The sequence below is a fragment of the Siphonobacter sp. SORGH_AS_1065 genome (genome assembly GCF_030818595.1).
Lineage (GTDB): Bacteria > Bacteroidota > Bacteroidia > Cytophagales > Spirosomataceae > Siphonobacter.
The window spans coordinates 4,059,653-4,084,595 of sequence record NZ_JAUTAM010000004.1; the positions used below are offsets into that span (position 1 = coordinate 4,059,653).

The window sequence follows — 24,943 nt, forward strand, 5'->3', positions numbered from 1 at the left end:
CTGAAGGTTTCAGGGGTGATTTATAGATAGTCAATCAATCCTGAAACCTTCTATTTAAAGGATTCGTAAATCTGAATCATTTGTCGGGCGGTTCGCTCCCAGGTAAAATCCTGAGCAATCTGTTTCGCTTCTTCCACTAATCGGCTACTCCGGGCCTGATCCGTATAAAGCGTAAGAATCGATTCTGCTAATAGAGATACATCCGTTGGCTCAATACACGTGACGGACTGCCCGGCAATTTCGTGCATAACGGGTAAGTCAGAGGTGATTACGGGTACGCCCACGGCCATGGCTTCCAGCAGCGGATTTATAAAACTTTCCCGGGTAGAAGGATAAATAAAAACCTTTGCTCCCAGATATAGTCCGGGTAAATCGCTCTGCTTCACCGTTTCCAGAATACGAATACGGTTCCGCAACTCAGATTTATGTATGTGAGCCAGGCTATTTTCTACAAAAGCATTTGAAACGTTGGTAATCACCAGGCATAGTTGATCCGCTCGCTCTGCTACTCTGGCGAAAGCCTCAATTACCCGCTGGGTATTTTTCCGGGCCTCGGAGCTTCCGAAATGCAATACGTACTGATCTGGCAGGGAATAACGCTTCTGTACCGCAACCTGATTCGCTTCATGGGCCTGATGATACGCCTCGCTTACACCGTTATACACTACCTGCACCCGATTTGCCTGCACTTTCGGAAAACGATTCAGAATTCGCTGTTTTTCTTCCTCGGAAACGGTAATCACTAACTCTGCCTGATCGACCACCCGGGGAACAATCCAGCGACGGTATCGATTACTCAATTGCTGATACCGCGTTTCCGCTTTTGTCCGGTCGTGCGTATCCATGAAGTTAATGTGGTGCAGATTTAGCACCAGAGGCACCTCACGGCGTACCGGGGCCGTATTAGCCGTACTGTGCAAGACGTGAATTTTAAAGCGACGCATGTACCGGGGTAACTGCACCTGTTCCCAGTGAAGGTAATTATAACCCGGAATTTCGATGACGTGAAAATTGGAGGCTTCCTGCATACTGCTCCGATCTTCGCCGGGACGGGCAAAAATAAAGTATTCATTTCGCTGATCGAGCTTTTGCAAGGCTTGGATCAGGTTAATGGCTACGTAATCAGAGCTGTGTCTTTGGGGATCAAAAATGCGTTGAGCTTCAATTCCAATTTTCATAGATTCGTTACTGAATCGTCAGTAACCTCATTAAATGCTTCCGGCTGAATGATCTTCAAAACTAATGATTCTTAACAGGAATTAATTATTATTTTTGTATGTTAGTACATATAATGTATTAACATTATAATTCAATAGTGTGAAATCAGAAGATCATCCTTCGTTTATCATCTATTAACATGGATTTACAGGCACTAAAAAAAATAACAGATACCTACAAACAGACGCACGAAATGCCCGTCCTGTTTGTGGGACATGGTTCGCCCATGAACGGCATTGAAGATAACACCTTCAGCCAATCCTGGCGGGAACTGGGTAAACAGTTACCTCAACCCGTTGCCGTGCTGGTTGTATCGGCTCACTGGCTTACGCGGGGTACCCACGTAACCGCCATGGATCACCCCAAGACCATCCACGATTTTCGCGGTTTTCCTCAGGAGTTGCATGAAGTTGAATATCCCGTTCCCGGAAGTTTGTCCGTTGCTTTAGAAACCAGACAGCTTATTACCAGTACCGACGTTGGTTTAGATCACGACTGGGGGCTGGATCACGGTTCCTGGACGGTGGTTCGCCATATGTATCCCGAAGCGAATATTCCGGTTTTACAGTTGAGCATTGACTATAATAAACCCGCATCCTATCATTATGCCTTAGCCAAAGAACTGGCGGCTCTTCGTAAAAAGGGGGTATTAATTATGGGAAGTGGCAACATGGTTCATAACCTGCGGATGATTGCCTGGGAACACATGCATAAACCCGAATATGGGTATGACTGGACACTGTCCATGAACGAGGCGTTCAAGAAGAACATTCTGGAGCACACACACCAGAACCTCATTCATTACGAGAAGCTGGGACCAGCGGCTTCTCTCGCCATTCCAACGCCCGATCATTATTACCCGCTGCTGTATACCCTGGGTTTACAAAGCGAGAAAGATCAGGTACAGTTTTTCAATGATAAGGCCGTAGGTGGCTCCTTAACCATGACTTCGGTTGTATTTTCAAGATAAGTAAATACGTAAAACAGTAGTTACGTATTCTAGCAATTACTGTTTTACGTATTTACTCAAATAAAAAGTCCTCATTTTCAGAATCATAGAAAATGAGGACTTTTTATTTACAGTAATGCGAAGAGATCTTTCGTTCCGATTTGTCGGTAATTGGTGAATCCTTCTCCGAATTCAGCACCGATCTGATGGCCCGCTTCCCGCCAGCGTGATACCAGAAAATCGAAGAACTCTTTACTGGAAATATACGAGGCCGGTTCGGTGTTCTCGGGGTCGTAGAACTGACTGCGATAGGCTTTCACACTTTCGAGTTTCTTCTCCCAAAACTCTGAAATGTCAACAACCACATCGGGCTTGATGTAACGATCCTGGATGTAATGAAACACCTGTTTGGGTCGCCAGGGTAACTGCGGGGTGCCATCTGGCTCGAAGGTTTCAATGCGACGGAGGCCACTCAGGAAGTTAGCCGATTCCGCCAGAGCAGCCCCTTTTCCGTGATCCGGGTGACGATCATCAATGGCATTGGCAATTAATAAATCCGGCTGGTAGCGACGAATCACTTCTACGACCTTCAACTGATGGGCTTCATCGTTTACAAAAAAGCCATCCCGGAAGCCCAGGTTTTCGCGAGCCGAGAGACCCAGAATTTCGGCAGCGTTGGCAGCTTCCTGAAGACGTAACTCCGGCGTTCCTCTGGTTCCTAATTCTCCACGGGTAAAATCTACAATTCCTACTTTCTTCCCCTGAGCAACTGCGGCAGCCATGGTACCTCCGCAGGACATCTCCGCGTCATCGGGATGAGCAGCCAGAACCAGTATGTCTAATTTCATTAGCGTATGCGTAATTTTTGTCCAATTTGTAATCGGCTTGTGCGTAATCCATTTAACTCTTTAATCCGGCCAATGGATATACCCGAACGACGTGATATTTCATCCAGAGTATCCCCTTTCCGTACGGTATACCAATCGGTTTCCCGGTATTCTACTTCTTCTTCCGCTTCGTCAGCATCTCCTTCCGGCTCGTTCTTGGTTTCTTCAAACTTACGCCCGGTCACGTAAGCAAACACTTTAGGCGTGAGGATGTACTGGCTAAAGCGTATCACATTCTCAGGAAAGGCAAAAATCTCCAGTGGGTTAAAGGGATGACCTTCGTACCGCAACTCGAAATGAAGGTGTGGCCCACTACTTCGACCCGTGCTTCCACCTAACCCAATCAGTTCGCCCGCTTTTACCTGCTGTTTGGGCTTCACCAATTGTTTGGATAAATGCCCATAAACCGTTTCCAGCCCATTGTAATGCCGGACGACGATGTAACGACCAAATCCCCGGCCTTCGAAGCTTACCACCCGAACCTGGCCATCAAAAGCGGCCCGAACCTGATCGCCCGTATTTAGATTCAAATCCACGCCTTTGTGCCAGCGAATTTTCCGCCAGCCGAAAATCGACGTAGGTTGTCCTTTCTCAAGCGGTGCCGACCAATACTGCTGACGAGTGGTGTCATAGAGTTGAATGTTAATTGACTCGTCAAAGTTCCGTATGTCGTAGCCATAGGGATTTACATGGTGCTCGTCCCACACTCTAAAGTGCTCACTTACTTTTGCCCAGGTGTCAGAATTATAAGGACGAATTTCCTGAAAAGTTTCTACAATAAACTGATCCGTTTCCAGCTGAGACGCATGCATGGTATCAACTGCACTGCGTACGAACGGATTAGGTAACTTCAATGGCTCAAATTGCTCGTAGGACCGTAAGAGTAATACGGGATCTTCTTCCAGCGTCGATTTTTTCGTTACCGGCTTGGGAGGAATCTTACTTTTGATGGTGGGGGTATTCTTAAAAACACCCCGTTCCTGAGCCTGGACGGGCGTTGTAGCGAAGTAAGTAGCTAGAAAGAAAACGGCGGTACATAAATAGTGGGAATAAGACATGAATACCAGGTAACAAATAAGGAGGCAGGCTGTGCCTGTCTCTTACTAATAATTGAGCCAATAAGAACGGATTTACGAAGGCTGGGTTTAATGAGGAAGCAAATAAAACGAGTAACCACCGCAGACGATGCAGCCTGCGGTGGTTAGCGTATACTCATTCCTTATTTTACCCGGAGTTTTTTACCAATACTCAGGTTACTGTTACGCAACCCATTCAGACGTTTCAGTTGGGTAATGGTGATGCCGGAACGGTGAGCGATTTCGGATAAGGTGTCTCCTTTCCGAACGCGATACCATCGAATCTGACGGTGTTGTTTCGATTTCTCCCCCGTGTTATATTCATACTGAACGCGGTTGCTTCCGCCGCCCCGCAGGTGGTCCCACACCTTGGAAGTGAGCAGGTAATGATCGGATTTGATTACATTTTCGGGGAATTTATAAATCTCCAGCGGATTAAAGGGATTACCCTCGTAGCGTACTTCGTAGTGCAAGTGCGGTCCCGTACTCCGGCCCGTGCTTCCCCCCAGACCAATTTTTTCCCCGGCCTTAACGAACTGCCCTGATTGAACCAATTGAGCTGATAAGTGGCCATATAACGTTTCTAAACCGTTATAATGTCGGATAACGATATAACGACCGTACCCGCCTCCATCAAAACTGACTACCCTAACCTGCCCATCGAAAGCGGCAAACACATCCTCTCCGGTATCCAGATCAAGATCAGCTCCCGTATGCCAGCGGCCCCAACGACGGCCAAACTGGGAGGTTAACACGCCTTTTTGGAGCGGTGCCGACCAGAGTTGGCTTTTGGCCTCATCATATAGGAGTAGATCGATAGGTTCGTCGAAATCCAGTGGATTGATGTTATAGGGATCAATGGTATTGGGATCCCAGATGGAGAAGTAGCGGTGGGTCGTTACCCAAACCCCGGAAGAATCATCATAGACCTGATCTTCGGTTTCCGTCGGAATTTTCTCCGTTTTATCGTCTACCCGCGTGGTGTCCATATTACTGGTCACGGGGTTTACGGCTTTCTTGGGTTCAAACTGTTCCGAAAAGCGAAGACTCGGCGTAGCTTCCTGCTGAAGCTCAAACTCATTCACTTTTTTCTTATCTGTCGACTTAGGCTTAATACTGGGGGCCTTTTTAAACAGACCTTTTTCCTGTTGAGCAAAGCTTTCCGTGGTGGCGAACACGCAGATGCTACAGAAAAAAAGAGCGGTTACTAATTTCATCATGTGTTTCAGTACACCTAAAAAGTATCCATTCAGACGTATTGAATGGATCGATATGTCCATCCCAAAAAGAAGCGGAGCTTTTCAGGAGGGTTTGGCTCCGAAAGCCCCGCTTCTATTCCGTTAGAGTACGGTAAGGGAGTTATGTTCAATTAATTTTCCAAAATTTCTGGAGTAATGACCACTGGGGCTTCCATTTCAGCCAGCCAGCGTTCAGCGTCCAGAGCAGCCATACATCCCGTACCTGCTGCCGTGATCGCCTGACGGTATACATTATCCTGAGCATCACCACAGGCAAATACGCCTGCTACATTCGTTCTGCTACTACCGGGAACGGTTTTAATGTATCCTGTAGTATCCATGGTGATATAATCCTTGAAAATATCGGTGTTAGGCTTGTGTCCAATCGCTACGAAGAAGCCCGTTACGCATAAATCCTGCGTTTCTCCCGTAATTACGTTTTTCACCCGAGCCCCTGTTAATCCCGTTTCATCACCTAATAACTCTTCCGTTTCGGTGTTCCACAGGATTTCGAGGTTAGGTAATGATTTTACGCGGGTCTGCATGATCTGCGAAGCACGTAACTCATCCCGACGCACCAGCAGGTATACCTTCTTGCATAATTTGGCGAGATAGCTTGCCTCTTCAGCAGCGGTATCACCCCCACCGACAACCACTACTTCCTGACCCCGATAGAAGAACCCATCACAAACAGCACAGGCCGAAACGCCGCGACCATTGTAGATATCTTCACCGGCTAAACCCAGCCATTTGGCAGACGCTCCCGTAGAGATGATGATGGCATCAGCACAGATTTCGTGCGTTTCATCAATCCATACTTTCTTGGAGGTTGGGTCCGAGAAATCAACTTTGGTAGCTAAGCCGTAACGGATTTCCGTGCCGAAACGACGAGCCTGTTTCTCCAGATCCTGCATCATTTCAGGACCCGTTACACCTTCGGGGTAGCCAGGAAAGTTATCGACTTCCGTAGTAGTAGTCAACTGACCACCGGGTTGAGGACCTGTATATAAAACGGGATTAAGTCCCGCACGTGAGGCGTAGATAGCGGCTGTGTACCCCGCAGGGCCTGAGCCGATAATTAGGCAATGGATATGTTCTGCTGACATAAAAAATGGGAAATGATACTTCCTTTGCAACAACGTTGCTAACACAAAAATTGCCAATTCATGCCGGAAAGGCAAGATTTTTTTGAGACTTACTGAAAATCAGAGTGTAGCATTGGGAGTTTTGCGTTTGGGATTTAGAGTTTTGTCAGAAATCTCCCCTACTTAAATGCCTTTATCTGAGTATCGGCCCTAAACTACATCTCGGAATAATTCCCTAGTTATTGACAGCCCGAGGAAAATTTTGAACCAGTATTAACTCAAAACACTAAACCCTCCACTCCCAACGCTAAAGTATTTTCACCTCAATCCGCCGATTGAGTGCCCGGCTTTCTTCGTCGGTGTTGGAGACTACGGGTTGCGTTTCTCCGTAGCCTACGGCTTTGATACGGTGGGCGGAGATCCCCTGACTGGTCAGGTAATCCGTTACGGAACGGGCCCGTTTCAGGGATAACTCTTTGTTATTTTTGTCTTCTCCTATGTCATCGGTATGGCCTGAGATTTCGATAGAGACGGACGGATTTTCGTTCAGCAGTTTTACGAGCTTCTCCAGCTCTGCCTGTGACTTTTCCTTGATTTCCCATTTACCCGAATCGAAAAAGACATTTTTGAGGATTTCGTGCTGATCTTTTCGGATGGCTTCCAGAGCGATATTCAACACTTTATCCGCACTGGTTCCCGAAAAATCAAAGGAAAGACTCTTATACAAGTACCCCGGACGATTCACAAAGACGGCGTATTCGTTTCCTGAGGTTAAAACCACGGCATATTCCCCCGTGCGGTTATCGCTACGGAGAACGGCTTCTTTTTCTTTGGTTTTCAGATTTATCACTTCCAGAGCCGCTACCAAAGGTTTCTTGGTAGTTGCATCGACGATGGATCCCTTGAGCACATGAGCCCGCTTGAAACGGGAGGCCAACGTTTCAGGGACATCTAGCTCCCATAAACGCGACTGCCGATGATCCGTCTCGATGCGATCCTCCTGGGAATAATAGCCCTTCCGACCATCGGCTGTGATGTAAAGAGCCACCTGATCTTCATGATTGTTCAGCGGATACCCCAGATTTTCGGGTTTTGAAAAAGTTTTCCCGTCAAATTCGGTTAACCAGAGATCAAATCCCCCCAGGCCCGTGTATCCATCGGAAGCAAAAAACAGCGATGTACCATTGGCATGCAGGAAGGGAGACACTTCATCTTCGGTGGTATTAATAGCCGGCCCGGCATTAACCGAAGGCATCCAGCGACCGAGTGAATCCTTTTTACTCATCCAGATATCTCGCTTGCCTAGGCCCCCGGGACGATCGGAAACGAAGAAGATGACCCGTCCATCGGGCGATAAGGTAGGTTGAGACTCCCAGGCAGCGGAGTTAATCTGCGGCCCCAGGTTTTCGGGTTCCGTCCATTGATCGCCATTTCGATAGGTAATGTATAAATCACAATTCCCATATCCCCGACGCAGGCGACTCTGGCAAACGGTAAAGACTAGCGTCCGGCCATCCGCTGAAATGCTGGAAGTTCCTTCGTTTTCATCGGTATTAATCATCCCGGAAACCGCCCTAGGCTTCGTCCAGCCGAGTTCTTCGGTATACGAAGAAATGTAGAGATTTTCATCCCCATTGGGTTGTTCAATTCCGGTAAAGAAAAGGTGTTGCCGATCGGCAGTTAAGACTGGGAAATACTGAGAATCAAAAGCATTAATAACGTCGGGGAGCTTTTTGACCTGTACGGTAAGCGGGTGTTTGACTGCCTCCTGAGAGAAGCGGCAGACATCCAGCATTCGCTGAGCACGCTTCAGACTTATTTTCAGAATCGGACTCGGCTTGGTAATGGATTTCTGCACCTCCAGGTATTTCTCCAGCAATGGAGCTGCCTGAGCGTAGTTCCCGGTTTTCAGGTAATAAGCCCCTAGCCATAAAAAGGCAGGCTGCACTTCCGGCGAGTCAGGCTTGAGCGTAACGGCTTTCTGGTAATACTTCGCCGATTCTTCCAGATTCCGGTCATATTCGAAAAGCTGAGCCAGTCTGAAATAAGCCTCGCCATAATTTTCGTCCCGCTCGACGGCCTTCTGAAATTCCTTGCGAGCCGCCCCCATATCCCGATTAGACAAGGCCTTTTGCCCTTTCTCGTAAGCATCCCGGGCTCTTTTGTCCTGAGCAAATGAAGTTTGGTACCCCAGCGTGAACAGGGCCAGCACTGCGGCTGCTTTGAAACATCTTCGGGCCTGCATGGGCTCCGTAAAAAAATTCCGAACTAAGGTACCTTTTTCAAACATACGGCTTAGGGTATATTCATGTATTTATGCGTTTGTAACGAAACCCGCCACTTCGGATTGTCTTTTACGTACGCAATGATTTGGGGAAGCATCATTTCATGCCTGCTCCATTCCGGCTGTAACAGAAGCTGACAGTCAGTCTGTAACTTCGCTGCGTGTTCTTCCGCAAACTCAAAATCGGACTTATTATAGATAATTACCTTCAATTCATTCGCTTTCGAATAAATGTCTGGATGCGGCTCCTTGAATTTCTTGGGTGAAAAACAAATCCAGTCCCAACTTCCCGACACCGCATATACGCCGGAGGTTTCAATATTGGTCTGAAAACCGACTTGCTGTAAGGCCGCTGTCAAATCCGTTAAATCGTGCATTAAGGGCTCTCCACCCGTAATTACTGCCAATCGTCCTGGATGCTGAAGGGCTCCTTTCACAATGGCTTCAATCGTAAATTGAGGATGCAGGCTGGCATCCCAGCTTTCCTTCACATCACACCAGTGGCAGCCTACCTCACAGCCACCTAGGCGGATGAAGTAAGCGGCTTTTCCGTTATGATATCCCTCGCCCTGAAGCGTATAAAAGGATTCCATCACAGGTAATTGAACAGGCTGGGGAGCAATAAGCACTTCTGACATATCTCGTTATAATCTTTTCACAAAGATAATTCAACGGCAATTGCATCCGGTAAAGTTCCAGAGCTTTAGCTGACACTTTGTTGTTTTTTGCGTTGCCAGAACAACACATACGAGCTTAAAAATACCAGTAACCCGCCCGCTAATGTAAACAGCGTTCGCTCCACGCCAACCTGAAACGTGTTCGTCGATTGTCGGCCAATCAACAGAATAATATAAATCGTCAGGAAAATACAGGCTATTGGATAATTATGCTTGACAATCAGCAGAAAGGTAAACATACAGAGGATGAGTAAAGGCATCCCTAGTAGCGGATCTGGGTGAAGGGCCAATAGGAAGCTCCCGATGATGCTCCCGATAAAGGTGCCCAGCACTCTCCCACCTACTCGCTTGAGCGTATCCAGATGGTTATCCTGTAACACGATTACCACCGTTAACGGAATCCAGTACGCGTGCAGTGAATGCGTATAATTCACAATCCAGACACTTAATATCAACAGAAACATCAGCCGAAAGGTGTAACGCCAGAGATCAGGCTTTACTGAAGAAATCAGCGTCAGATCGACCGGGTTGGCCCGAGGGCGTTTCCGGGCCCGGCGACTTTTCAGTCGCATGACGGGAGACTTTTTATCAAAAGCCTGGGGGTATACAAACCAGAGAAACGCTTGCAGGCCGATGCCCAGAATTCCACTGAATAAGACCGCCAATAATGCTTTTTCATCCGCTTTCGTCGCCAGGGTTACGAAATACAAGGCCGATGCGGGGGCATTGATACTCCTCCAGTCCTCTGGAAAGAAATGTCGCCAGTACGTCAAAGCTACGGATAATAAGAGCACGCCGAAGACGACATTGATGGTATGAAAAGAGCTGAAGATTCCCCAGGCCGTCGTCCCGATCAGGATGAGCAAAACGTAAGCCAGCATTTGCAGACGCTCCCTGTACGAACCCTTAGCCCGGACGCTCATGAGGCATTGCATCACCATTACCATGAATCCGGCGAAGGGACCAAAGTAAGAAATCTGAGCTAATACCAGCCCTACAAATACCCCAAGGGTGGGTAAGGCAGCTCCTTCCAGATCGCTTCGGGTAAAGTTTTTCAATAACTTAATTTGAGGTCTATGTAGTAAATTCATTCTTTCCATATGCGATTAATGCACTAACAATCAGACACTAGTAAATACTCAATTACTTAAATGATCTTTATAGTAAATCAGTATTTGATTATTTCAGTAATTACTCATCACCTATTTTTATTGAAAACCGATAACTTGTCGAGTCTAATTTTTTTTCCTTCTTTTCATGCGTAAATTCTTATTCCCAGTCTTTTTTCTGGCGAGCCTGATTTGTTCGGCTCAGAAACAGGTGTATCTGTTTTCTTACTTCACGGATAACGGTCAGGACGGTTTACATTATGCCTCCAGTACCGATGGTCTTCACTGGTCGGCCTTGCGTCAGGGAGCTTCTTACCTCAGCCCTGAAGTAGGCAAAGACAAGCTCATGCGGGACCCTTGTATCATTCGGGGAGCTGATGGGCAATTTCACATGGTCTGGACGTCCGGCTGGCACGATCAGATTATTGGCTATAGTTCTTCCAAAGATTTAAAAAACTGGTCACCTCAACAAGCTATTCCGGTCATGGAGCATGAACCCACCGCTAAGAACAGTTGGGCCCCCGAAGTCTTCTACGACGATCAGCAAAAGCAGTACCTCATCTTCTGGGCTACAACCATTCCGGGAAGACATGCGGACATAGCCGATTCTGAACACGAAAAAGGACTAAACCACCGCATCTATTACGTCACGACCAAAGACTTCAAAAAATTCAGCAAAACGAAGCTATTCTTTAATCCCAGCTTCAGTGCCATTGACGCAAGCTTGCTGAAAAAAGGAAAATGGTATTACATGTTCGTGAAAAACGAGAATCCGAAACCAGCGGAAAAAAACATACGGATTACCAAGTCAAGGAAAGCGGAAGGGCCTTATCCCGTTGAGGTTTCGGCTCCGATTACGGGTAAGTACTGGGCAGAAGGCCCAACGGCGGTAGAAATTGGCGATTACGTCTACGTGTATTTCGACAAATACATCGACCATACGTACGGTGCCCTCCGTTCGAAGGACATGGAACACTGGGAAGATGTGTCTGACCAGGTGAAATTTCCCAAAGGCATTCGTCACGGAACAGTCTTAACGATTACTGAAGCTGAATTTAATGCGATCAAGTAATTAAAGATTGCCTAAAGTCACTACTTGCCTGCCGCTTTTTGCTAGTAGTAATGAATTGACCGATTTCCAGCTTATGCTGCCAGCGAAAAAGCTGGCCGGGCCACGCTGGAAGCGACGAAGAAATAAGTACTGCCTCTCGTGGGAGATACTTTTGGACTGCCGCTGTCAGCTTTTTTGCTGGCAGCGGTGGAGAAATGACCGATGGTGTATGCTTCGTAATTTCTCGCTTCTTAAAAATGTATTAGCCTTTCCATTCTTAATCGGTGAAAGCTTCAGAAGCTATGTTTTTTTAAGATCAAGTAATATTACCGCCGCTGGCAGCATTGATTTAGTGCTAATTCAAACTTACTTCCTGACATGAGTCCCGTCATTAGCAATAGTTCTAACTGATTATTCATACAAAAAGCAATTGAAGATTGTCTAAAATCACTCCATCCCTACCGCTACCAGCTTTTTTCGCTGGAAGGGAAGCGAGTCATTGCTGCCAGCGAAAAAGCGGGCCGGGCCACGCTGGCAGCGGTAGATAAATAACTCAAGCAGGCTCTTAGAAAAATACAAAATCCCCGAAGCAATTTCGGGGATTTTTTGTTGGGTTGTGTATGATTCTGACCGAAGAACTATTGAACCATCAGGCTATAGATTATTAATCCCAATCCGCAGAAAAACCGGGAAGATTACCTCTTGTCGCGTATCCACATCCCAAAGCGGACTGATTTGCTTGATTAACTCCGGCACGGGGTCTTCGCCTTCGTTGGCTTCCTTGTATCCCTGCACACTCGACCAGGAGCTGAAATAGCCCGCCAGATCTTCTAGCGTCCAGTCTTTTACCATTTCAAAATCCGGAGCCTGAATTTCGCGGTAAGGAAAGGAAATCCGGCTATACTTCTCTTTTATATGATGCCGCTCGGGTGCCCAATAAGGGCCGACAACATTTTCATAAAATTCCAGAATCAGGGGATCAATGTCTGGGGAGATTTCTAAGAGCTCGTACCCCCACACCGCAATGACACCTTCAGGTTTCAGTACCCGTTTGGCTTCCTGGTGAAATGCTTCAAAATCGAACCAGTGAAAAGCCTGAGCCACGGTTATTAAATCAAAGTAATCATTCGGGAAGGGCGTCTCTTCTGCACGACTGATTTCATAGTGAACCTTCTGAGCCGGGGTTGCCTGACTCAGTTGTCTTTCACTAATATCTGTCGCATTGACCTGCTCGAAATATTCGGCCAGTTTAACGGCCACTTGTCCGTTACCCGTAGCACAATCCCATGCCTTTTCCTTCGTGGGAACCTGCTGTAAAATGAAGTCATATAACTCCTGTGGATACGTAGGCCGATACTTGGCGTAGGCTTCTGATTGCTGGGAAAACAAATCTTTCATAACATCAAGGTGGTTTAAGGCACTGATTAACTGTTCTTTACAAATGTGTATTTACTTAAATAATGCTTTATTAAAATAAGTAATTGATAATTTACGTAAATCATTACTTAATCATATCCCCTTATACTTAAATAATCATTTGCTTATTTAATAAAATACACACTTAAACAAATACTCATTTCATTACAAGTTCTTGCTCGCGAAATAGACTTACTTTTATGTATAAAAAATTCCCGCCACGGAAAAACCGGACGGGAACTTTCAACGAGATTCCTAATGTATTTTACCGGATTTCCTGAGCCTGCGTAACTGCAATGGCCACCATATTTACGATCTCCCGAACGGAACTACCCAACTGCAATACGTGCACGGGTTTCTTCAATCCTAAAAGAACAGGGCCGATGTATTCCAGATCCCCTACTTCTTTCAGTAAGTTATAGGCAATGTTAGCGGCGGACAGGTTAGGGAAAATTAACACATTGGCTCCCTCTTCCGCTAAATCAGAGAAAGGATACTGTTGCTTCACCAGATCGGTATTAAAGGCCAGGTGAGCCTGCATTTCGCCTTCTACTACCCAATCGGGATGCTTTCCACGGAGGATGGCTGTAGCTTTCCGCATTTTTTCAGCGTCTTCACCGTCAGCCGTACCGAAGTTAGAGTAGGTTAACAGAGCGATTCTGGGTTTAACACCCATGCTTTCTACTGAATTCGCCGTTAATTCCGTGATCTCAACGAGTTCCTCAACCGTCGGATTGAAGTTAACCGTCGTATCAGAAAGGAATAAGGGTCCTTTTTTCGTTAACAGGATGTACATACCGCACACCTTACTGATGCCTTCCCGGCGACCAATGATCTGCAAGGAAGGACGAATGGTATCGGGGTAGTTACGCGTCAGACCCGAGATCAGACAGTCGGCCTTGCCCGTCTCTACCATCATCGCACCGAAATACGTCCGACGAAGCATAAATTGCTGGGCATCAGCGGGACTAATTCCCCGGCGTTTGCGTTTTTCGTAGAAAGCCGAAGCAAATTCATCCGCCAGCGATTTGGCCTCCTCCGAACGAGGATCAATAATCTGAATGCCTTCCAGTTCCAGACGGTCTTCCTTGATGAGCTGGCGAATTTTAGTCTGGTTACCCAATAAAATAGGCTCGCAAATGCCTTCGTCCCATACTTGCTGAACAGCTTTCAATACCGCCTGACTTTCGGCATCGGCAAAAACTACTTTCTTAGGATCTTTTTTCGCCTTGTTGACGATGGCACGGGTCAATTGGTTATCCTGACCTAAGCGTTTCGCTAATACCTGCTCGTAAGCTTCCCAGTCTTCAATGGGCTGGGTTGCTAAGCCTGACTCCATCGCTGCTTTCGCTACTGCGGGAGCTACTTTGGTTAATAAACGAGGATCCATCGGCTTGGGAATGATATAATTCCGGCCAAAAGACAGGTTTTTCTCGTTGTAAGCAATCGTTACAATATCGGGGACGGGTTCTTTAGTTAATTCGGCAAGAGCATACGTAGCGGCCATTTTCATGGCTTCATTAATGCCCGTAGCCCGCACGTCGAGAGCTCCCCGGAAGATATAGGGGAAACCTAATACGTTATTAACCTGATTGGGGTAATCACTACGTCCCGTCGCCATAATAATGTCAGGACGAGCCGCAGTGGCGTCTTCGTAAGAGATTTCAGGCGAAGGGTTAGCCATGGCAAAAACGATGGGGTTATCCCCCATGCTCCGCACCATATCCTGCGAAAGGACATTGGCCGCACTTAATCCAATGAAAACGTCGGCACCTTTGACCGCATCTACCATAGAAATGGATTTCTCTACGGCAAATTCACGCTGAATATCAAAGATGTTATCGCGTTCCAGACAGATCGTACCGTCTTTATCGAACATCGTGATGTTTTCCTTACGGGCTCCCAGATTCACGTACATTTTTGTACAGGAAATGGCCGCCGCTCCGGCTCCACTAATCACGAATCTTACCTCGCTGATTTTCTTTCCAACGATTTCCAGAGCATTTAACAGAGCAGCACCGGAGATAATCGCCGTTCCGTGCTGGTCATCGTGCATGACGGGAATCTTCAGTTCCTTCCGCAGACGATCTTCAATTTCGAAACACTCGGGAGCCTTAATATCTTCGAGGTTCACACCGCCGAAGGTCGGCTCAAGGATTTTTACCGTCCGAACAAATTCATCGACGTTTTTTGTATTCAGCTCAATATCAAAGACGTCGATGTCTGAATAAATCTTGAAAAGTACACCTTTGCCTTCCATAACGGGCTTACCCGCCTCTGGACCAATATCTCCCAGTCCCAGTACAGCCGTACCGTTGGAAATGACCGCTACTAGGTTACCCTTGGCGGTGTATGTATATACGTCTTCAGGATTTTGAGCAATAGCGAGACAGGGTTCTGCAACACCGGGCGAATAAGCTAGTGAGAGGTCGCGTTGAGTGGCTGTTTCTTTCGTAGTAACCACTTCGATCTTTCCAGGACGGCCTTTGGAGTGGTAATCCAAAGCATCCTGACGGCGAAGATTTTTTTTCTCTTCCATGCATGCATTAGTTTTTAGAAGCACGTCTTCCAATCCCTGGAAAACGCTTCAGAAGTACGATAGGCCACTAAGGTAGTGCATTTAGGCCGAGGCTGGTGTCAAAATTTAGCATTCTTTATTGCCTCCAGAAGCCCCTAATGAATCGTTTCATTCTCCTCTTCCAAAAGATTCTGATCTTTCAATTTACCATTTCACAACAAATCCAAACATCCTTCGGTCAGGTTTGAAAGAAACGTTCTAATATTTTGAGTACGGTACATTCATCTTTTCCGCTCACTACCTAACAAAGAAGGCCTCCCCGAACCGAGGAAGCCTTTCCCATAAAAGCCATGAAAAAGTAAAGGCAAAAAAAATGTGGGAACAAGCCCACATTTTTGAATAGCAGTTCGGTGACTATCGGTTTTCGATAGGAACGAATTCGCGAAGCGTAGCACCCGTATAAATCTGACGAGGACGACCAATAGGTTCTTTCGCCGCACGCATTTCTTTCCACTGAGCAATCCAGCCGGGCAGACGTCCGATGGCGAACATAACGGTAAACATGTTCGTTGGGATGCCTAAAGCACGATAGATGATACCTGAATAGAAATCTACGTTGGGGTATAACTTGCGAGCAACGAAGTATTCGTCGTTCAAAGCAGCTTCTTCCAGTCCTTTTGCGATTTCCAGAACGGGATCATTCACGCCCAGTTTCGCCAGTACTTCGTCGGCTGCTTTCTTAATGATTTTCGCCCGGGGATCGAAGTTTTTGTACACACGGTGACCAAAACCGAACAAACGGAAGCCCGTTGTTTTCGCGTTTTTAGCCATATCAATGTATTTGCTAACGTCTCCGCCGTCGGCTTTGATCGCTTCGAGCATTTCGATTACTTCCTGGTTAGCACCGCCGTGCAGAGGCCCCCAGAGAGCACTGATACCCGCCGAAATCGAAGAGTACAGGTTGGCTTGAGAAGAACCGACCAGACGTACCGTCGAAGTCGAACAGTTTTGTTCGTGATCGGCGTGGAGGATCAACAGCGTGTTCAGGGCTGAAGCAACCACGGGATCGACTTCGTATTTCTCAACGGGCAGCGAGAACATCATGTGTAAAAAGTTTGAACAGTAGTCCAAATCATTTTTAGGATAGTTCATCGGGTGGCCCATCGCCCGTTTATAGCTCCAGCTGGCAATTGTAGGCAACTTCGCCAGTAAGCGAATGATATGACGGTCAGAATTGTCTTTTCCTTCGTACGAGTCTGGATAGAAGGCACTCAGGGAGCTTACCAGCGAGGAAAGCGTCGCCATAGGGTGCGAATTCACGGGAAATCCTTCAAAGATCGTACGTACGCCTTCGTTTACGATCGTGTGGCGACGAATCGCTCCTTCGAATTCAGCGTATTGCTCAGTAGTGGGAAGCTCTCCATAAATAAGCAAATAAGCGACTTCAAGGAAAGTCGCTTTCGCTGCTAAATCTTCGATACTATAGCCACGGTAGTTCAGAATACCCTTCTCACCGTCCAGAAAAGTGATTGCACTTTTCGTAGCACCAGTGTTTTTGTACCCAGAATCAATCGTGATGTATCCCGATTCATCGCGAAGTTTGTTAATATCGAGGGCTTTTTCAGCCTCCGTCCCTACTACGATGGGAAGTTGATACTTTTTACCTTCAACGGACAGTTCTGCAAAATCAGACATAAAGCAAAAATTTATTTGGCAATGGCCATGCTAAGGAGAGGCATCGTTTTGATGACAGCGAAAATACACAAAAACCCTTCACACGGCACAAAAATAAATTTGAATGACGTAAAAAAGCGGCCTCCATTCCGCAAAAAAACTTGCTAATTTGCTATATAATTTTGTACAAATCCCTTATTCTATTGACTATCAATGATTTCAGCGAATTATAATTTTACCGTCACCGATCGCTTTTTACGTTATGTTCAGGTCGATACGCAATCCGATCCGCATTCAAAAACCTCTCCTTCTACTGAAAAACAGAAAGATTTAAGCCGAATACTCGTTCAGGAGCTTCTGGAAATGGGTATTACGGATGCTGAACTGGATGCATTCGGGTACGTCTATGCGACGTTACCAGCTACCTCCGGCAAAACGAATATTCCGGTGATCTGCTTCTGTTCGCACGTGGATACCTCGCCCGACTGCTCCGGGGCCGGTGTCAAACCCCTGGTTCACAAAAATTACGATGGCTCCGATGTGATTCTGCCCGATGACCCCACGCAGGTGATTCGCCAGAAAGATCACCCCGACCTGGCCGCTCAGATTGGGAATGATTTGATTACTGCCTCTGGAACTACTTTGTTGGGAGCTGATAACAAAGCCGGTGTGGCTGAAATTATGGATGCGGTTCATTACCTCATTACGCATCCCGAAATTGAACACGGCGTTATTAAGATCCTCTTCACGCCTGATGAAGAAGTAGGACGTGGTACAGAACACGTAAATCTGGAGAAACTCGGTGCTCACTTCGGCTATACCATTGACGGCGAAACGCTGGGTTCGCTGGAAGACGAGACCTTCTCTGCCGACGCCGTTCACCTTCGCATTCAGGGAGTTAGTCAGCACCCCGGTTTTGCCAAAGGACGCATGGAAAGTGCCATCAAGATTGCCGGAGACATTCTGGCTGCTTTACCTAAAGATCGCCTTTCGCCCGAAACGACGGAAGCGATGGAAGGCTTTGTTCATCCGACTTTCATGAATGGAACGGTTGAAGAAGCCGAACTGGAGTTCATCATCCGTGATTTTTCGGAAGCAGGCCTGCACGAAAAGGAAGCCTTTCTGAAAGAGATTACCAATCAGGTATTAACGCATTATCCAAATTCCAGCATTGACTTCAAGGTTATGGAGCAGTACCGGAACATGAAAGAGGTACTCGATCAGCATCCACAGGTGGCTCAATATGCTCTGGAAGCTATTGAACGCAGCGGTATTGTGGCGAAGCAAATGAGCATTCGCGGAGGTACCGACGGTTCCCGACTTTCCTTCATGGGCTTGCCTTGCCCCAATATTTTTGCAGGCGAGCACGCTTTTCACTCCCGTCAGGAATGGGTAACGCGTCAGGACATGGAAAAAGCCGTGGAAGTCATCGTGAATCTGGCTCAAATCTGGGCCGAAAAGTCATAATTATTCGTTTGAGCTGGGTAATTCGGAAGTTCTGGTTACTTTCACACCTCACCGAAGGCAAGGGTTAACCTTACTTCCGAATGTTAGCTCCAAACGTACTGAAATGGCTTTATGGCACGACCTTCTTACGGTTAACGATCCATTTACCACCATTTCTATTGAACAACAAACAGCCCCAAACGTAACTAGAGCCTTTTCTGGTCATCCTTCTGCCCATTCAAGCCGTTCTCAGTCCCATTCATGAACACTATGAAGAAAGTAACCCTCTTATTCCCCGCCTTACTTCTATTGGCGTCCTGTGAGTCCAAACAATCGGAACAGTCCTCTGCCAAAGGTTCGGACGCCCCCGCCTATGAAATCAAAGGCGATTCCGTTCAAAGTCAGTTATGCGTACGTCCCGACTCTTTGTGTGCGAAAGCCAGCTTCACGTATCCGGTTTTTGAAGGAAACAAAGCTCTGACCGACAGCATTATTCGGGCCAGTGTGGCGGCCTCGGGTTACCTGGACGGAGAGAGCAGTACGGAAGAAATGAAGAAAGCCCGCCCGAATACCGTCGTGAAGGACTTTGTGGCAGGCTTCGACGACTTTATTACCGATCAGCGGAAACGTTTTCCGAATGAACCCATTTTAGGCGGAGCCTGGGCGAGTGAAGTAAAGACTGAGGTAATCCGACAAACGCCTCAGTTGACTGTCCTTTCGATTTTCAGCTACAATTACTCCGGCGGTGCTCATCCCGTTACGTTTACGCAATACGCTAACTTCACTACGAACGGACATCGGATTAATCTTTCCGAATTATTTAAGCCGGGTTACGAGAAGACTCTTTCGACGGTAGCCGAGAAAATTTTCCGTAAACAGGAAGGATTAAAAGACGGGGATGCCTACGGAGATCGTTACTTTTTTACGGGGAATGCCTTTGCTTTAAATGATAATTTCAGCATCCAGAAAGAGGGCTTATTATTCCGCTATAATGCGATGGAAATCAAGTCATACGCTGAAGGTCCAACGGAAATTATGATTCCTTACGCAGAGCTGAAAAGCATTATTAAAAGCGATGGATTATTGAGTAATCCAGTGCAATAATTGGATACCATTACCTTTATAAAAAACGGCGAATGATTTCAGGTTCATTCGCCGTTTTCTTTGATAAGCGTTCGAGCAGTCATTAGATTTTCGTCAGGCGAACCCTCCAGCCAATGCATAGTTAAGCCATCCCGTTCCATTTTTCGGAAGAAGGTCATCTGCCGTTTAGCGTACTGATGAATGGCTACGTTCAATCGTTCAAAGAGTAACGCATACGTCCATTTTCCTTCCAGATATTCCGTTATGAACTTGTATTCCAGACCATAATACATCAGTCGGTCCGCAGGTATGCCGCGATTCAATAAAGCCTCTACTTCTTCAATCATTCCGTTTTCTAATCGTTCCCGTAAACGTTTGGTAATACGATCCCGACGGATTTCAACGGGTGGATTTAAGCCTATCACCAGAGGTTTTAACGTTAGTTCAGGGCGAGCTTCCAACGCATTATTTTGCAGGTATTCCGCAATTTCAATGGCTCGTATCGTTCGTTTCCGCGTAGAAAGATCTGCCACCGCATGAAACGCGGAATGCAGACGAGAAAAGCGACTTTGTAATTCTGCATCCGTCAGGGTATCCAATTCCGTTCTTAGCTTAAAGTCATTCGGAATGGTTGTATACTGATGGTTTTTAAGCACTGCTTCCAGGTATAAACCCGTCCCTCCACACAACACGGGTCTTTTTTGACGATCCTTGATTTCAATAAACTTTTCTCGAAAATCTCGTTGAAATTCCGCTAGATTATAAGCGGTACCGGCGTCAACCAGGTCAATTAAATGGTAGGGTACATTTTCATATTCGGACAGATCTTTCCCTGTCCCAATCGTCATATCCCGGTATACCTGCCGGGAATCGACGCTTATAATCTCTCCATTAAATTCTTTCGCTAACTGCACCGCCAGACGGGTTTTACCCGAAGCCGTCGGCCCAAGAATAACGAAGGGCTGAAGCGTTTGTAACTCGCTCATATTAACTTAAAAACTTGATGTACTTGTAATTACCGGAATTATATACTTCCCTGAATTCTCCCGAAAAATCCTTTTTAAGTCGATGTGGGTAATGCCTGATATTCGTTTTTAAATCCAGCCAGAACTCCTGTGGCAGTGTTGTTCCTACACGCTTAAAACCGAGCCGTTCATAACTTTTCCCGGTTGACCAATCCCGGTCAGCGTAGGTCATTAAATCCTGCACGGGATGTTCACGCAAAAAGGCTTTGATCAATTTATCCAGTCCGCCCACAACCGTATGATTCAGCACATTAGAAAACCGAATTAATTCTCCTGAATAGTAGTTTTCTCCCCGACCAGGCATGAAACGTACAGGGCCGAAGCCAGCCACGGCCACACAGTCATTAACGATGGCGGGGTCATTTAAAAAAGGCTCGTTTTGTGGCCCATTTTTTAAAAATAAGCCGTAGCGATAGGGACATTTAGCCGAATCCTGTAAGTGGTTCTTTTTCAAAAACTCTTTAAAGAAATCAGATTCTATCGGTTTTATAAACGTCAGCCGCCCCGGAATTCGGGCCGATTTTCCAAGTAAAGACTTCAGCCGGCTTTTCACAATGGAAGGTTGATTCTCCCACACATCCTGCCATAATTGAATCACTTGCCAACCCCGTTTTTCGTAAAAGTCTAATTCTTGTAAAAGTACAATTTTATCCGTTTCTACTTTGAGAGCTATAGCCAATTGACGGGTTTCATTTTCATACCGGCCTTCACCCGCTTTTACCCAGTCCTCTCCCTCCATTTCCTCCCAGAGGAATTGTTCAAACGTCTCGCGAAATATCGTGTCCTGTAATGAAGTCATTTGGTAAAACAAAAGGGCGGAGCCATGCCCCACCCTTTCTTTTCTCTAGGGGTAATCTTATCTTCCTATCAGAATTTTGTTGGTCACTTCCTGGTCGATGGTAATGTAACCCGGATAGTTTACCCGAGCTCCCCCTAAAGAAAGCGTAGGCTTGATCTTGATGGTTAACTTACTAGCCTTGGCTGATTTGTTACCCGCCAGATTCTGTACAAACTGAATGAACGAATCCCGCGTTTTGGCATCAGAAAGCAATTGATAGGCGTTTGTCGACACTCGGATGGGAACCTGCGTTTTAGAGCCCGGAGCGACCGAAATACGCTCATTAATGAACCCAGTGGCAATCTCCTGCCCCGTTAGCAGCACTTTATACTCCAATTGATTGATTCCGGCGGCCCTACCCGTTGGATTCTGGATATTCAGGTTTACCCGGGCATCTAAAGGCACATTTTGACGCAGCAAAGCCGCTCCTAACTGTGGAAATTTCAGCGGATTAAGGGCTTCGAAGTTTTTGAACTCCCGAATGTCTACACCAGCCAGATAAATGCTATCTGCGGAGGTTACATCGTAGCGACAATCGCCCAGAGCTTTCGCTTCCGCAATTTGTTTGTTTACACCGCAACGGCTCAGCGTACCTGCTGCCAGCAGAAGCGAACCCCATAAGATTATTTTTTTCATGGATTTGGGAAATGCCTTTTTATGCAACAAAAATATTCTAAAAAACTGAGCCCATATCTATACTTAAACTATTGACCACTTTAAAATACACAATAATTAATATATTCAATAATTACATAATACATCTATTAATAAATTATTTGTATTCAATAGTATTTATCTAATCAATCATTATTGACTACAGCCTTTTACTACATACCCAGCTACCGCAAAAATCTTTTCTATTCACTTTCCATCCCTTATTACATTCTACTGACCTGATAGATATCTGAAACACTTTATTATGTAATGCCAACAATTATTTATTATCCAACCTACCCACATACGAATAGAAAAAGTCTCTAGGTTATCCGTAATGGCTTTTAACCCTCTTCTTGAATCATTCGTTTATTTCCCTTAGAAGCGGGCCATGGCGTTTAAAAAGCAAATTATAGAGGGACCATTTCCTGCTCTCTTTTATCATTCTGGATGAAGAACCTCATCAACACATGCAGTAACGGTTGAATTGATCAGCTCTTCTTTAATTTCGTCCCATTCCCACGGAAGATCTCTCGCTTCATTCGAAATGAGAGGTAGGAATATTAAGCCTACTCTCCTGAGAGAAGCAAAGGATCGTCTTCCGGTTTTTAATTAGTAAAGACTTCAAAAGTCATGATTCGCATCAGGGCCGACGATTGTAGTTTTACACAATCTCTTCGCATAACCAGACTGCTCAGGGCAATGGCAATGAGCAGTCAATTTTCTAGTACAACCTAAAATATAATATTTTATAAGTTAATTAGCTTATAATTTTATAATATTAGAGAAATAACTTATATTCGGATGTTATCAGATAAATAGCTTATAAAATGAAAGTATTTGCTGTACTCACAGGCGACATTGTGGATTCTACGAAGCTAGTGATTCCAGAAAGAAAAGTCCTGATGAAGAATCTTGACTATCTCTTTACACGTCTGGAAGCGAAGAACGAATTACAATTGAAGATTCCATTTGAAGTATTCAGAGGAGATAGTTTTCAAGGGTTACTGGATACGCCAGCCGAGGCTTTACGAGTAGCCCTGCTTATTCGCTCCTACCTGAAAAGCGATTTTTATTCTGGACAGAATCTGGATGCCCGAATTGGCATTGGAATCGGTACAGTAGCCTATAAATCGCCTAAATTGTCTGAGTCAGATGGCGAGGCCTTTCATTACTCAGGGCGTCTTTTAGATGGGATGAAGAAGCATCCTAACCGTATAGAAATTCAGTCTTCCTGGCCCGCCCTGGATGCAGAAATCAATACGGGACTCGTATTACTCGAAACCATTACCAGTAAGTGGACCGCAGCCCAGGCTGATATTATGTATTTAAAGCTATTGGGTCACACCGAAGTGAACATTTCTGCAACGCTGGGTATAACGCAGTCGGCAGTGAACCAGCGGTCGAATGCCGCTTCCTGGAATGCCGTTGATTTGTTCGTCAAAAGATTTTATACAGTTGTTTTACAGTGCATTAATTCAAAATAAATTGAATGCAACATTTATTATACATCAATTACTGTATAATAAACATATTGACTACAATAAAATATGTACACCACCTCTCAACTGCTCATTATACTAAAACTATTGATTGCTCATATTCTGGGAGACTTCTTCCTACAGAGCCATGCATGGGTAAAAAATAAAGAACAACGTAGTTATAAATCACCTTATCTCTATGCTCATGCGGGTTTACATTTTTTATTGACCTGGCTATTTTTGAATAGCTGGAATCAGTGGATCGTTGCTTTAGTCATAGCCATTTTGCATTTGTGCATTGACATCTGGAAGCTGGAGGCCGACCGACGTTCGCAGGCCAAAGTTCGGAACTTTCTACTCGATCAGGTAGCTCATGTGGTCGTACTCATTTTGGCTTGGCTTTATCTCATCGATCGGAATCTGACCTATCTGTGGAGTAACTTACTTTCCGATGTAGATAGCTTGATCGTAATGGTAACTTTTTTACTGGGGACCTTCCCCGTTTCTATTCTTATCAACATGGCTACTCGGCGATGGCAGGATCAACTCAACCTGCATAGTACCGGTGGCCTGGATCGAGCGGGTATGTGGATTGGGCTTGTGGAACGCATCATCATCATTGTTCTGATTTTTGCCAATCACTATGATGCCATCGGCTTTTTGATTGCGGCGAAATCGTTACTACGATTCAGTGAGGAAAAACAGGCTACCCCCAAATCAGAGTACGTGTTAATCGGTACCCTATTAAGTTACGGGGCAGCAATTGCCTTGGCGTCAGCCGCTGAGGTTTTGATAGAGCGTTTCTAACTGACCCTTTACCCATTCATACGATTCTCAGAGCATTATGATTAGCTACCTGCAAAGGGTATTTTATAACTAAATGAATTTAATATATAATTATTCCAATTAAAATACTCTAAAAGGCTAAGATGTTACGCATCTTTCCGCATTTTAGAAGGAAATTTCAGACGAAATCTTGGTTTTGTACAATTTAAAACGGCAGTTTCCACTGCCGTTTTTCTGTTTCTAACGAAGCTTGGCAAGTGGATTTTGATGCTTATCCCTCAGCCTATTTGATCCTTGATAAAAGGTATACCCCATTTAACCATTCATGAATTCTGAAGAAACTTAATGATGGCTATTCCTTGGTTAGAAAGACTCCCAATCATGAACTATTTATTTAGTTAACAGATTAGTTAGAATCGTCTCAATCTTCTCGAAAAGCTTCGCTTCC

20 protein-coding genes are annotated in these 24,943 nt (G+C 45.7%); 6 read left to right on the forward strand and 14 right to left on the reverse strand.

Annotation, left to right across the window (positions count from 1 at the left end; genetic code table 11):
- Window positions 1-50: 50 nt before the first annotated feature.
- Complete coding sequence (locus tag QE390_RS17605) at window positions 51-1,178, reverse strand: glycosyltransferase family 1 protein (RefSeq protein WP_307143117.1); 1,128 nt, start codon at window positions 1,176-1,178, stop codon at window positions 51-53.
- Between the two features lie 179 nt (window positions 1,179-1,357).
- Here QE390_RS17605 and ygiD point away from each other — a divergent pair, with 179 nt between their 5' ends.
- Window positions 1,358-2,188 carry a 4,5-DOPA dioxygenase extradiol gene (gene ygiD / locus QE390_RS17610; RefSeq protein ID WP_307143118.1) on the forward strand — a complete coding sequence of 277 codons (831 nt, stop codon included), beginning with the start codon at window positions 1,358-1,360 and terminating at the stop codon, window positions 2,186-2,188.
- Between the two features lie 107 nt (window positions 2,189-2,295).
- Here the strand turns inward: ygiD and bshB1 are convergent, their stop codons facing one another.
- The 7 genes from bshB1 to QE390_RS17645 form a co-directional block, all read right to left on the reverse strand.
- Window positions 2,296-3,015, reverse strand: coding sequence for a bacillithiol biosynthesis deacetylase BshB1 (gene bshB1 / locus QE390_RS17615; RefSeq protein ID WP_307143119.1), 720 nt, complete (start codon window positions 3,013-3,015; stop codon window positions 2,296-2,298).
- Window positions 3,015-4,112 carry a peptidoglycan DD-metalloendopeptidase family protein gene (locus tag QE390_RS17620; protein ID WP_307143120.1) on the reverse strand — a complete coding sequence of 366 codons (1,098 nt, stop codon included), beginning with the start codon at window positions 4,110-4,112 and terminating at the stop codon, window positions 3,015-3,017. The genes bshB1 and QE390_RS17620 overlap by 1 nt, the downstream gene beginning before the upstream one ends.
- A 161-nt stretch (window positions 4,113-4,273) precedes the next feature.
- On the reverse strand, window positions 4,274-5,350 hold the full coding sequence (locus QE390_RS17625) for a peptidoglycan DD-metalloendopeptidase family protein (protein ID WP_307143121.1): 1,077 nt from the start codon (window positions 5,348-5,350) through the stop codon (window positions 4,274-4,276).
- Between the two features lie 149 nt (window positions 5,351-5,499).
- Window positions 5,500-6,474 carry a thioredoxin-disulfide reductase gene (gene trxB / locus QE390_RS17630; protein WP_106634731.1) on the reverse strand — a complete coding sequence of 325 codons (975 nt, stop codon included), beginning with the start codon at window positions 6,472-6,474 and terminating at the stop codon, window positions 5,500-5,502.
- 286 nt (window positions 6,475-6,760) lie between these two features.
- Window positions 6,761-8,743 carry an OmpA family protein gene (locus QE390_RS17635; protein WP_307143122.1) on the reverse strand — a complete coding sequence of 661 codons (1,983 nt, stop codon included), beginning with the start codon at window positions 8,741-8,743 and terminating at the stop codon, window positions 6,761-6,763.
- Between the two features lie 5 nt (window positions 8,744-8,748).
- Window positions 8,749-9,375 carry a 7-carboxy-7-deazaguanine synthase QueE gene (locus QE390_RS17640; RefSeq protein WP_307143123.1) on the reverse strand — a complete coding sequence of 209 codons (627 nt, stop codon included), beginning with the start codon at window positions 9,373-9,375 and terminating at the stop codon, window positions 8,749-8,751.
- 65 nt (window positions 9,376-9,440) lie between these two features.
- Window positions 9,441-10,505 carry an FUSC family protein gene (locus QE390_RS17645; protein ID WP_307143124.1) on the reverse strand — a complete coding sequence of 355 codons (1,065 nt, stop codon included), beginning with the start codon at window positions 10,503-10,505 and terminating at the stop codon, window positions 9,441-9,443.
- A 166-nt stretch (window positions 10,506-10,671) separates the two neighbouring features.
- Here QE390_RS17645 and QE390_RS17650 point away from each other — a divergent pair, with 166 nt between their 5' ends.
- The gene (locus tag QE390_RS17650) at window positions 10,672-11,595 is read left to right on the forward strand and encodes a glycoside hydrolase family 43 protein (protein ID WP_307143125.1); all 924 of its coding nucleotides are present in this window, start codon (window positions 10,672-10,674) and stop codon (window positions 11,593-11,595) included.
- Between the two features lie 633 nt (window positions 11,596-12,228).
- Here the strand turns inward: QE390_RS17650 and QE390_RS17655 are convergent.
- The 3 genes from QE390_RS17655 to QE390_RS17665 form a co-directional block, all read right to left on the reverse strand.
- Entirely contained in the window at window positions 12,229-12,972 is a 744-nt protein-coding gene (locus QE390_RS17655; RefSeq protein ID WP_307143126.1) for a class I SAM-dependent methyltransferase, read from the reverse strand.
- A 283-nt stretch (window positions 12,973-13,255) separates the two neighbouring features.
- Complete coding sequence (locus tag QE390_RS17660; RefSeq protein WP_307143127.1) at window positions 13,256-15,529, reverse strand: NADP-dependent malic enzyme; 2,274 nt, start codon at window positions 15,527-15,529, stop codon at window positions 13,256-13,258.
- A 393-nt stretch (window positions 15,530-15,922) separates the two neighbouring features.
- The gene (locus QE390_RS17665) at window positions 15,923-17,203 is read right to left on the reverse strand and encodes a citrate synthase (protein WP_106634724.1); all 1,281 of its coding nucleotides are present in this window, start codon (window positions 17,201-17,203) and stop codon (window positions 15,923-15,925) included.
- Window positions 17,204-17,395: 192 nt separating this feature from the next.
- Between QE390_RS17665 and pepT the strand changes: the two genes are divergently transcribed.
- Window positions 17,396-18,649 carry a peptidase T gene (gene pepT / locus QE390_RS17670; protein WP_307143128.1) on the forward strand — a complete coding sequence of 418 codons (1,254 nt, stop codon included), beginning with the start codon at window positions 17,396-17,398 and terminating at the stop codon, window positions 18,647-18,649.
- A 249-nt stretch (window positions 18,650-18,898) separates the two neighbouring features.
- Entirely contained in the window at window positions 18,899-19,732 is an 834-nt protein-coding gene (locus QE390_RS17675) for a DUF3298 and DUF4163 domain-containing protein (protein ID WP_307143129.1), read from the forward strand.
- Between the two features lie 44 nt (window positions 19,733-19,776).
- Here the strand turns inward: QE390_RS17675 and miaA are convergent, their stop codons facing one another.
- The 3 genes from miaA to QE390_RS17690 are packed head-to-tail and all read right to left on the reverse strand — an operon-like array spanning window position 19,777 to window position 22,210.
- Window positions 19,777-20,697, reverse strand: coding sequence for a tRNA (adenosine(37)-N6)-dimethylallyltransferase MiaA (miaA, locus tag QE390_RS17680; protein WP_307143130.1), 921 nt, complete (start codon window positions 20,695-20,697; stop codon window positions 19,777-19,779).
- 1 nt (window position 20,698) lies between these two features.
- Window positions 20,699-21,535, reverse strand: a complete 837-nt coding sequence (locus QE390_RS17685; protein ID WP_307143131.1) for a hypothetical protein — start codon at window positions 21,533-21,535, stop codon at window positions 20,699-20,701.
- Window positions 21,536-21,592: 57 nt separating this feature from the next.
- On the reverse strand, window positions 21,593-22,210 hold the full coding sequence (locus QE390_RS17690) for an LEA type 2 family protein (RefSeq protein WP_106634719.1): 618 nt from the start codon (window positions 22,208-22,210) through the stop codon (window positions 21,593-21,595).
- A gap of 848 nt (window positions 22,211-23,058) precedes the next feature.
- Here QE390_RS17690 and QE390_RS17695 point away from each other — a divergent pair.
- Both QE390_RS17695 and QE390_RS17700 read left to right on the forward strand, forming a co-directional pair.
- Window positions 23,059-23,715 (forward strand): SatD family protein, encoded by a 657-nt coding sequence (locus tag QE390_RS17695; protein ID WP_106634718.1) that lies wholly within the window; start codon window positions 23,059-23,061, stop codon window positions 23,713-23,715.
- Between the two features lie 63 nt (window positions 23,716-23,778).
- Window positions 23,779-24,516, forward strand: coding sequence for a DUF3307 domain-containing protein (locus QE390_RS17700; protein ID WP_307143132.1), 738 nt, complete (start codon window positions 23,779-23,781; stop codon window positions 24,514-24,516).
- Window positions 24,517-24,943 lie beyond the last annotated feature (427 nt).

Bases quoted from the DNA above. Each gene is read 5' to 3' on its own strand.
- QE390_RS17605 (WP_307143117.1), bottom strand. From the start codon at position 1,178: ATGAAAATTGGAATTGAAGCTCAACGCATTTTTGATCCCCAAAGACAC.
- QE390_RS17665 (WP_106634724.1), bottom strand. From the start codon at position 17,203: ATGTCTGATTTTGCAGAACTGTCCGTTGAAGGTAAAAAGTATCAACTT.
- ygiD (WP_307143118.1), top strand. From the start codon at position 1,358: ATGGATTTACAGGCACTAAAAAAAATAACAGATACCTACAAACAGACG.
- QE390_RS17635 (WP_307143122.1), bottom strand. From the start codon at position 8,743: ATGTTTGAAAAAGGTACCTTAGTTCGGAATTTTTTTACGGAGCCCATG.
- QE390_RS17650 (WP_307143125.1), top strand. From the start codon at position 10,672: ATGCGTAAATTCTTATTCCCAGTCTTTTTTCTGGCGAGCCTGATTTGT.
- QE390_RS17660 (WP_307143127.1), bottom strand. From the start codon at position 15,529: ATGGAAGAGAAAAAAAATCTTCGCCGTCAGGATGCTTTGGATTACCAC.
- miaA (WP_307143130.1), bottom strand. From the start codon at position 20,697: ATGAGCGAGTTACAAACGCTTCAGCCCTTCGTTATTCTTGGGCCGACG.
- trxB (WP_106634731.1), bottom strand. From the start codon at position 6,474: ATGTCAGCAGAACATATCCATTGCCTAATTATCGGCTCAGGCCCTGCG.
- QE390_RS17695 (WP_106634718.1), top strand. From the start codon at position 23,059: ATGAAAGTATTTGCTGTACTCACAGGCGACATTGTGGATTCTACGAAG.
- QE390_RS17620 (WP_307143120.1), bottom strand. From the start codon at position 4,112: ATGTCTTATTCCCACTATTTATGTACCGCCGTTTTCTTTCTAGCTACT.
- QE390_RS17655 (WP_307143126.1), bottom strand. From the start codon at position 12,972: ATGAAAGATTTGTTTTCCCAGCAATCAGAAGCCTACGCCAAGTATCGG.
- QE390_RS17640 (WP_307143123.1), bottom strand. From the start codon at position 9,375: ATGTCAGAAGTGCTTATTGCTCCCCAGCCTGTTCAATTACCTGTGATG.
- pepT (WP_307143128.1), top strand. From the start codon at position 17,396: ATGATTTCAGCGAATTATAATTTTACCGTCACCGATCGCTTTTTACGT.
- QE390_RS17700 (WP_307143132.1), top strand. From the start codon at position 23,779: ATGTACACCACCTCTCAACTGCTCATTATACTAAAACTATTGATTGCT.
- QE390_RS17645 (WP_307143124.1), bottom strand. From the start codon at position 10,505: ATGAATTTACTACATAGACCTCAAATTAAGTTATTGAAAAACTTTACC.
- QE390_RS17675 (WP_307143129.1), top strand. From the start codon at position 18,899: ATGAAGAAAGTAACCCTCTTATTCCCCGCCTTACTTCTATTGGCGTCC.
- QE390_RS17625 (WP_307143121.1), bottom strand. From the start codon at position 5,350: ATGATGAAATTAGTAACCGCTCTTTTTTTCTGTAGCATCTGCGTGTTC.
- QE390_RS17685 (WP_307143131.1), bottom strand. From the start codon at position 21,535: ATGACTTCATTACAGGACACGATATTTCGCGAGACGTTTGAACAATTC.
- bshB1 (WP_307143119.1), bottom strand. From the start codon at position 3,015: ATGAAATTAGACATACTGGTTCTGGCTGCTCATCCCGATGACGCGGAG.
- QE390_RS17690 (WP_106634719.1), bottom strand. From the start codon at position 22,210: ATGAAAAAAATAATCTTATGGGGTTCGCTTCTGCTGGCAGCAGGTACG.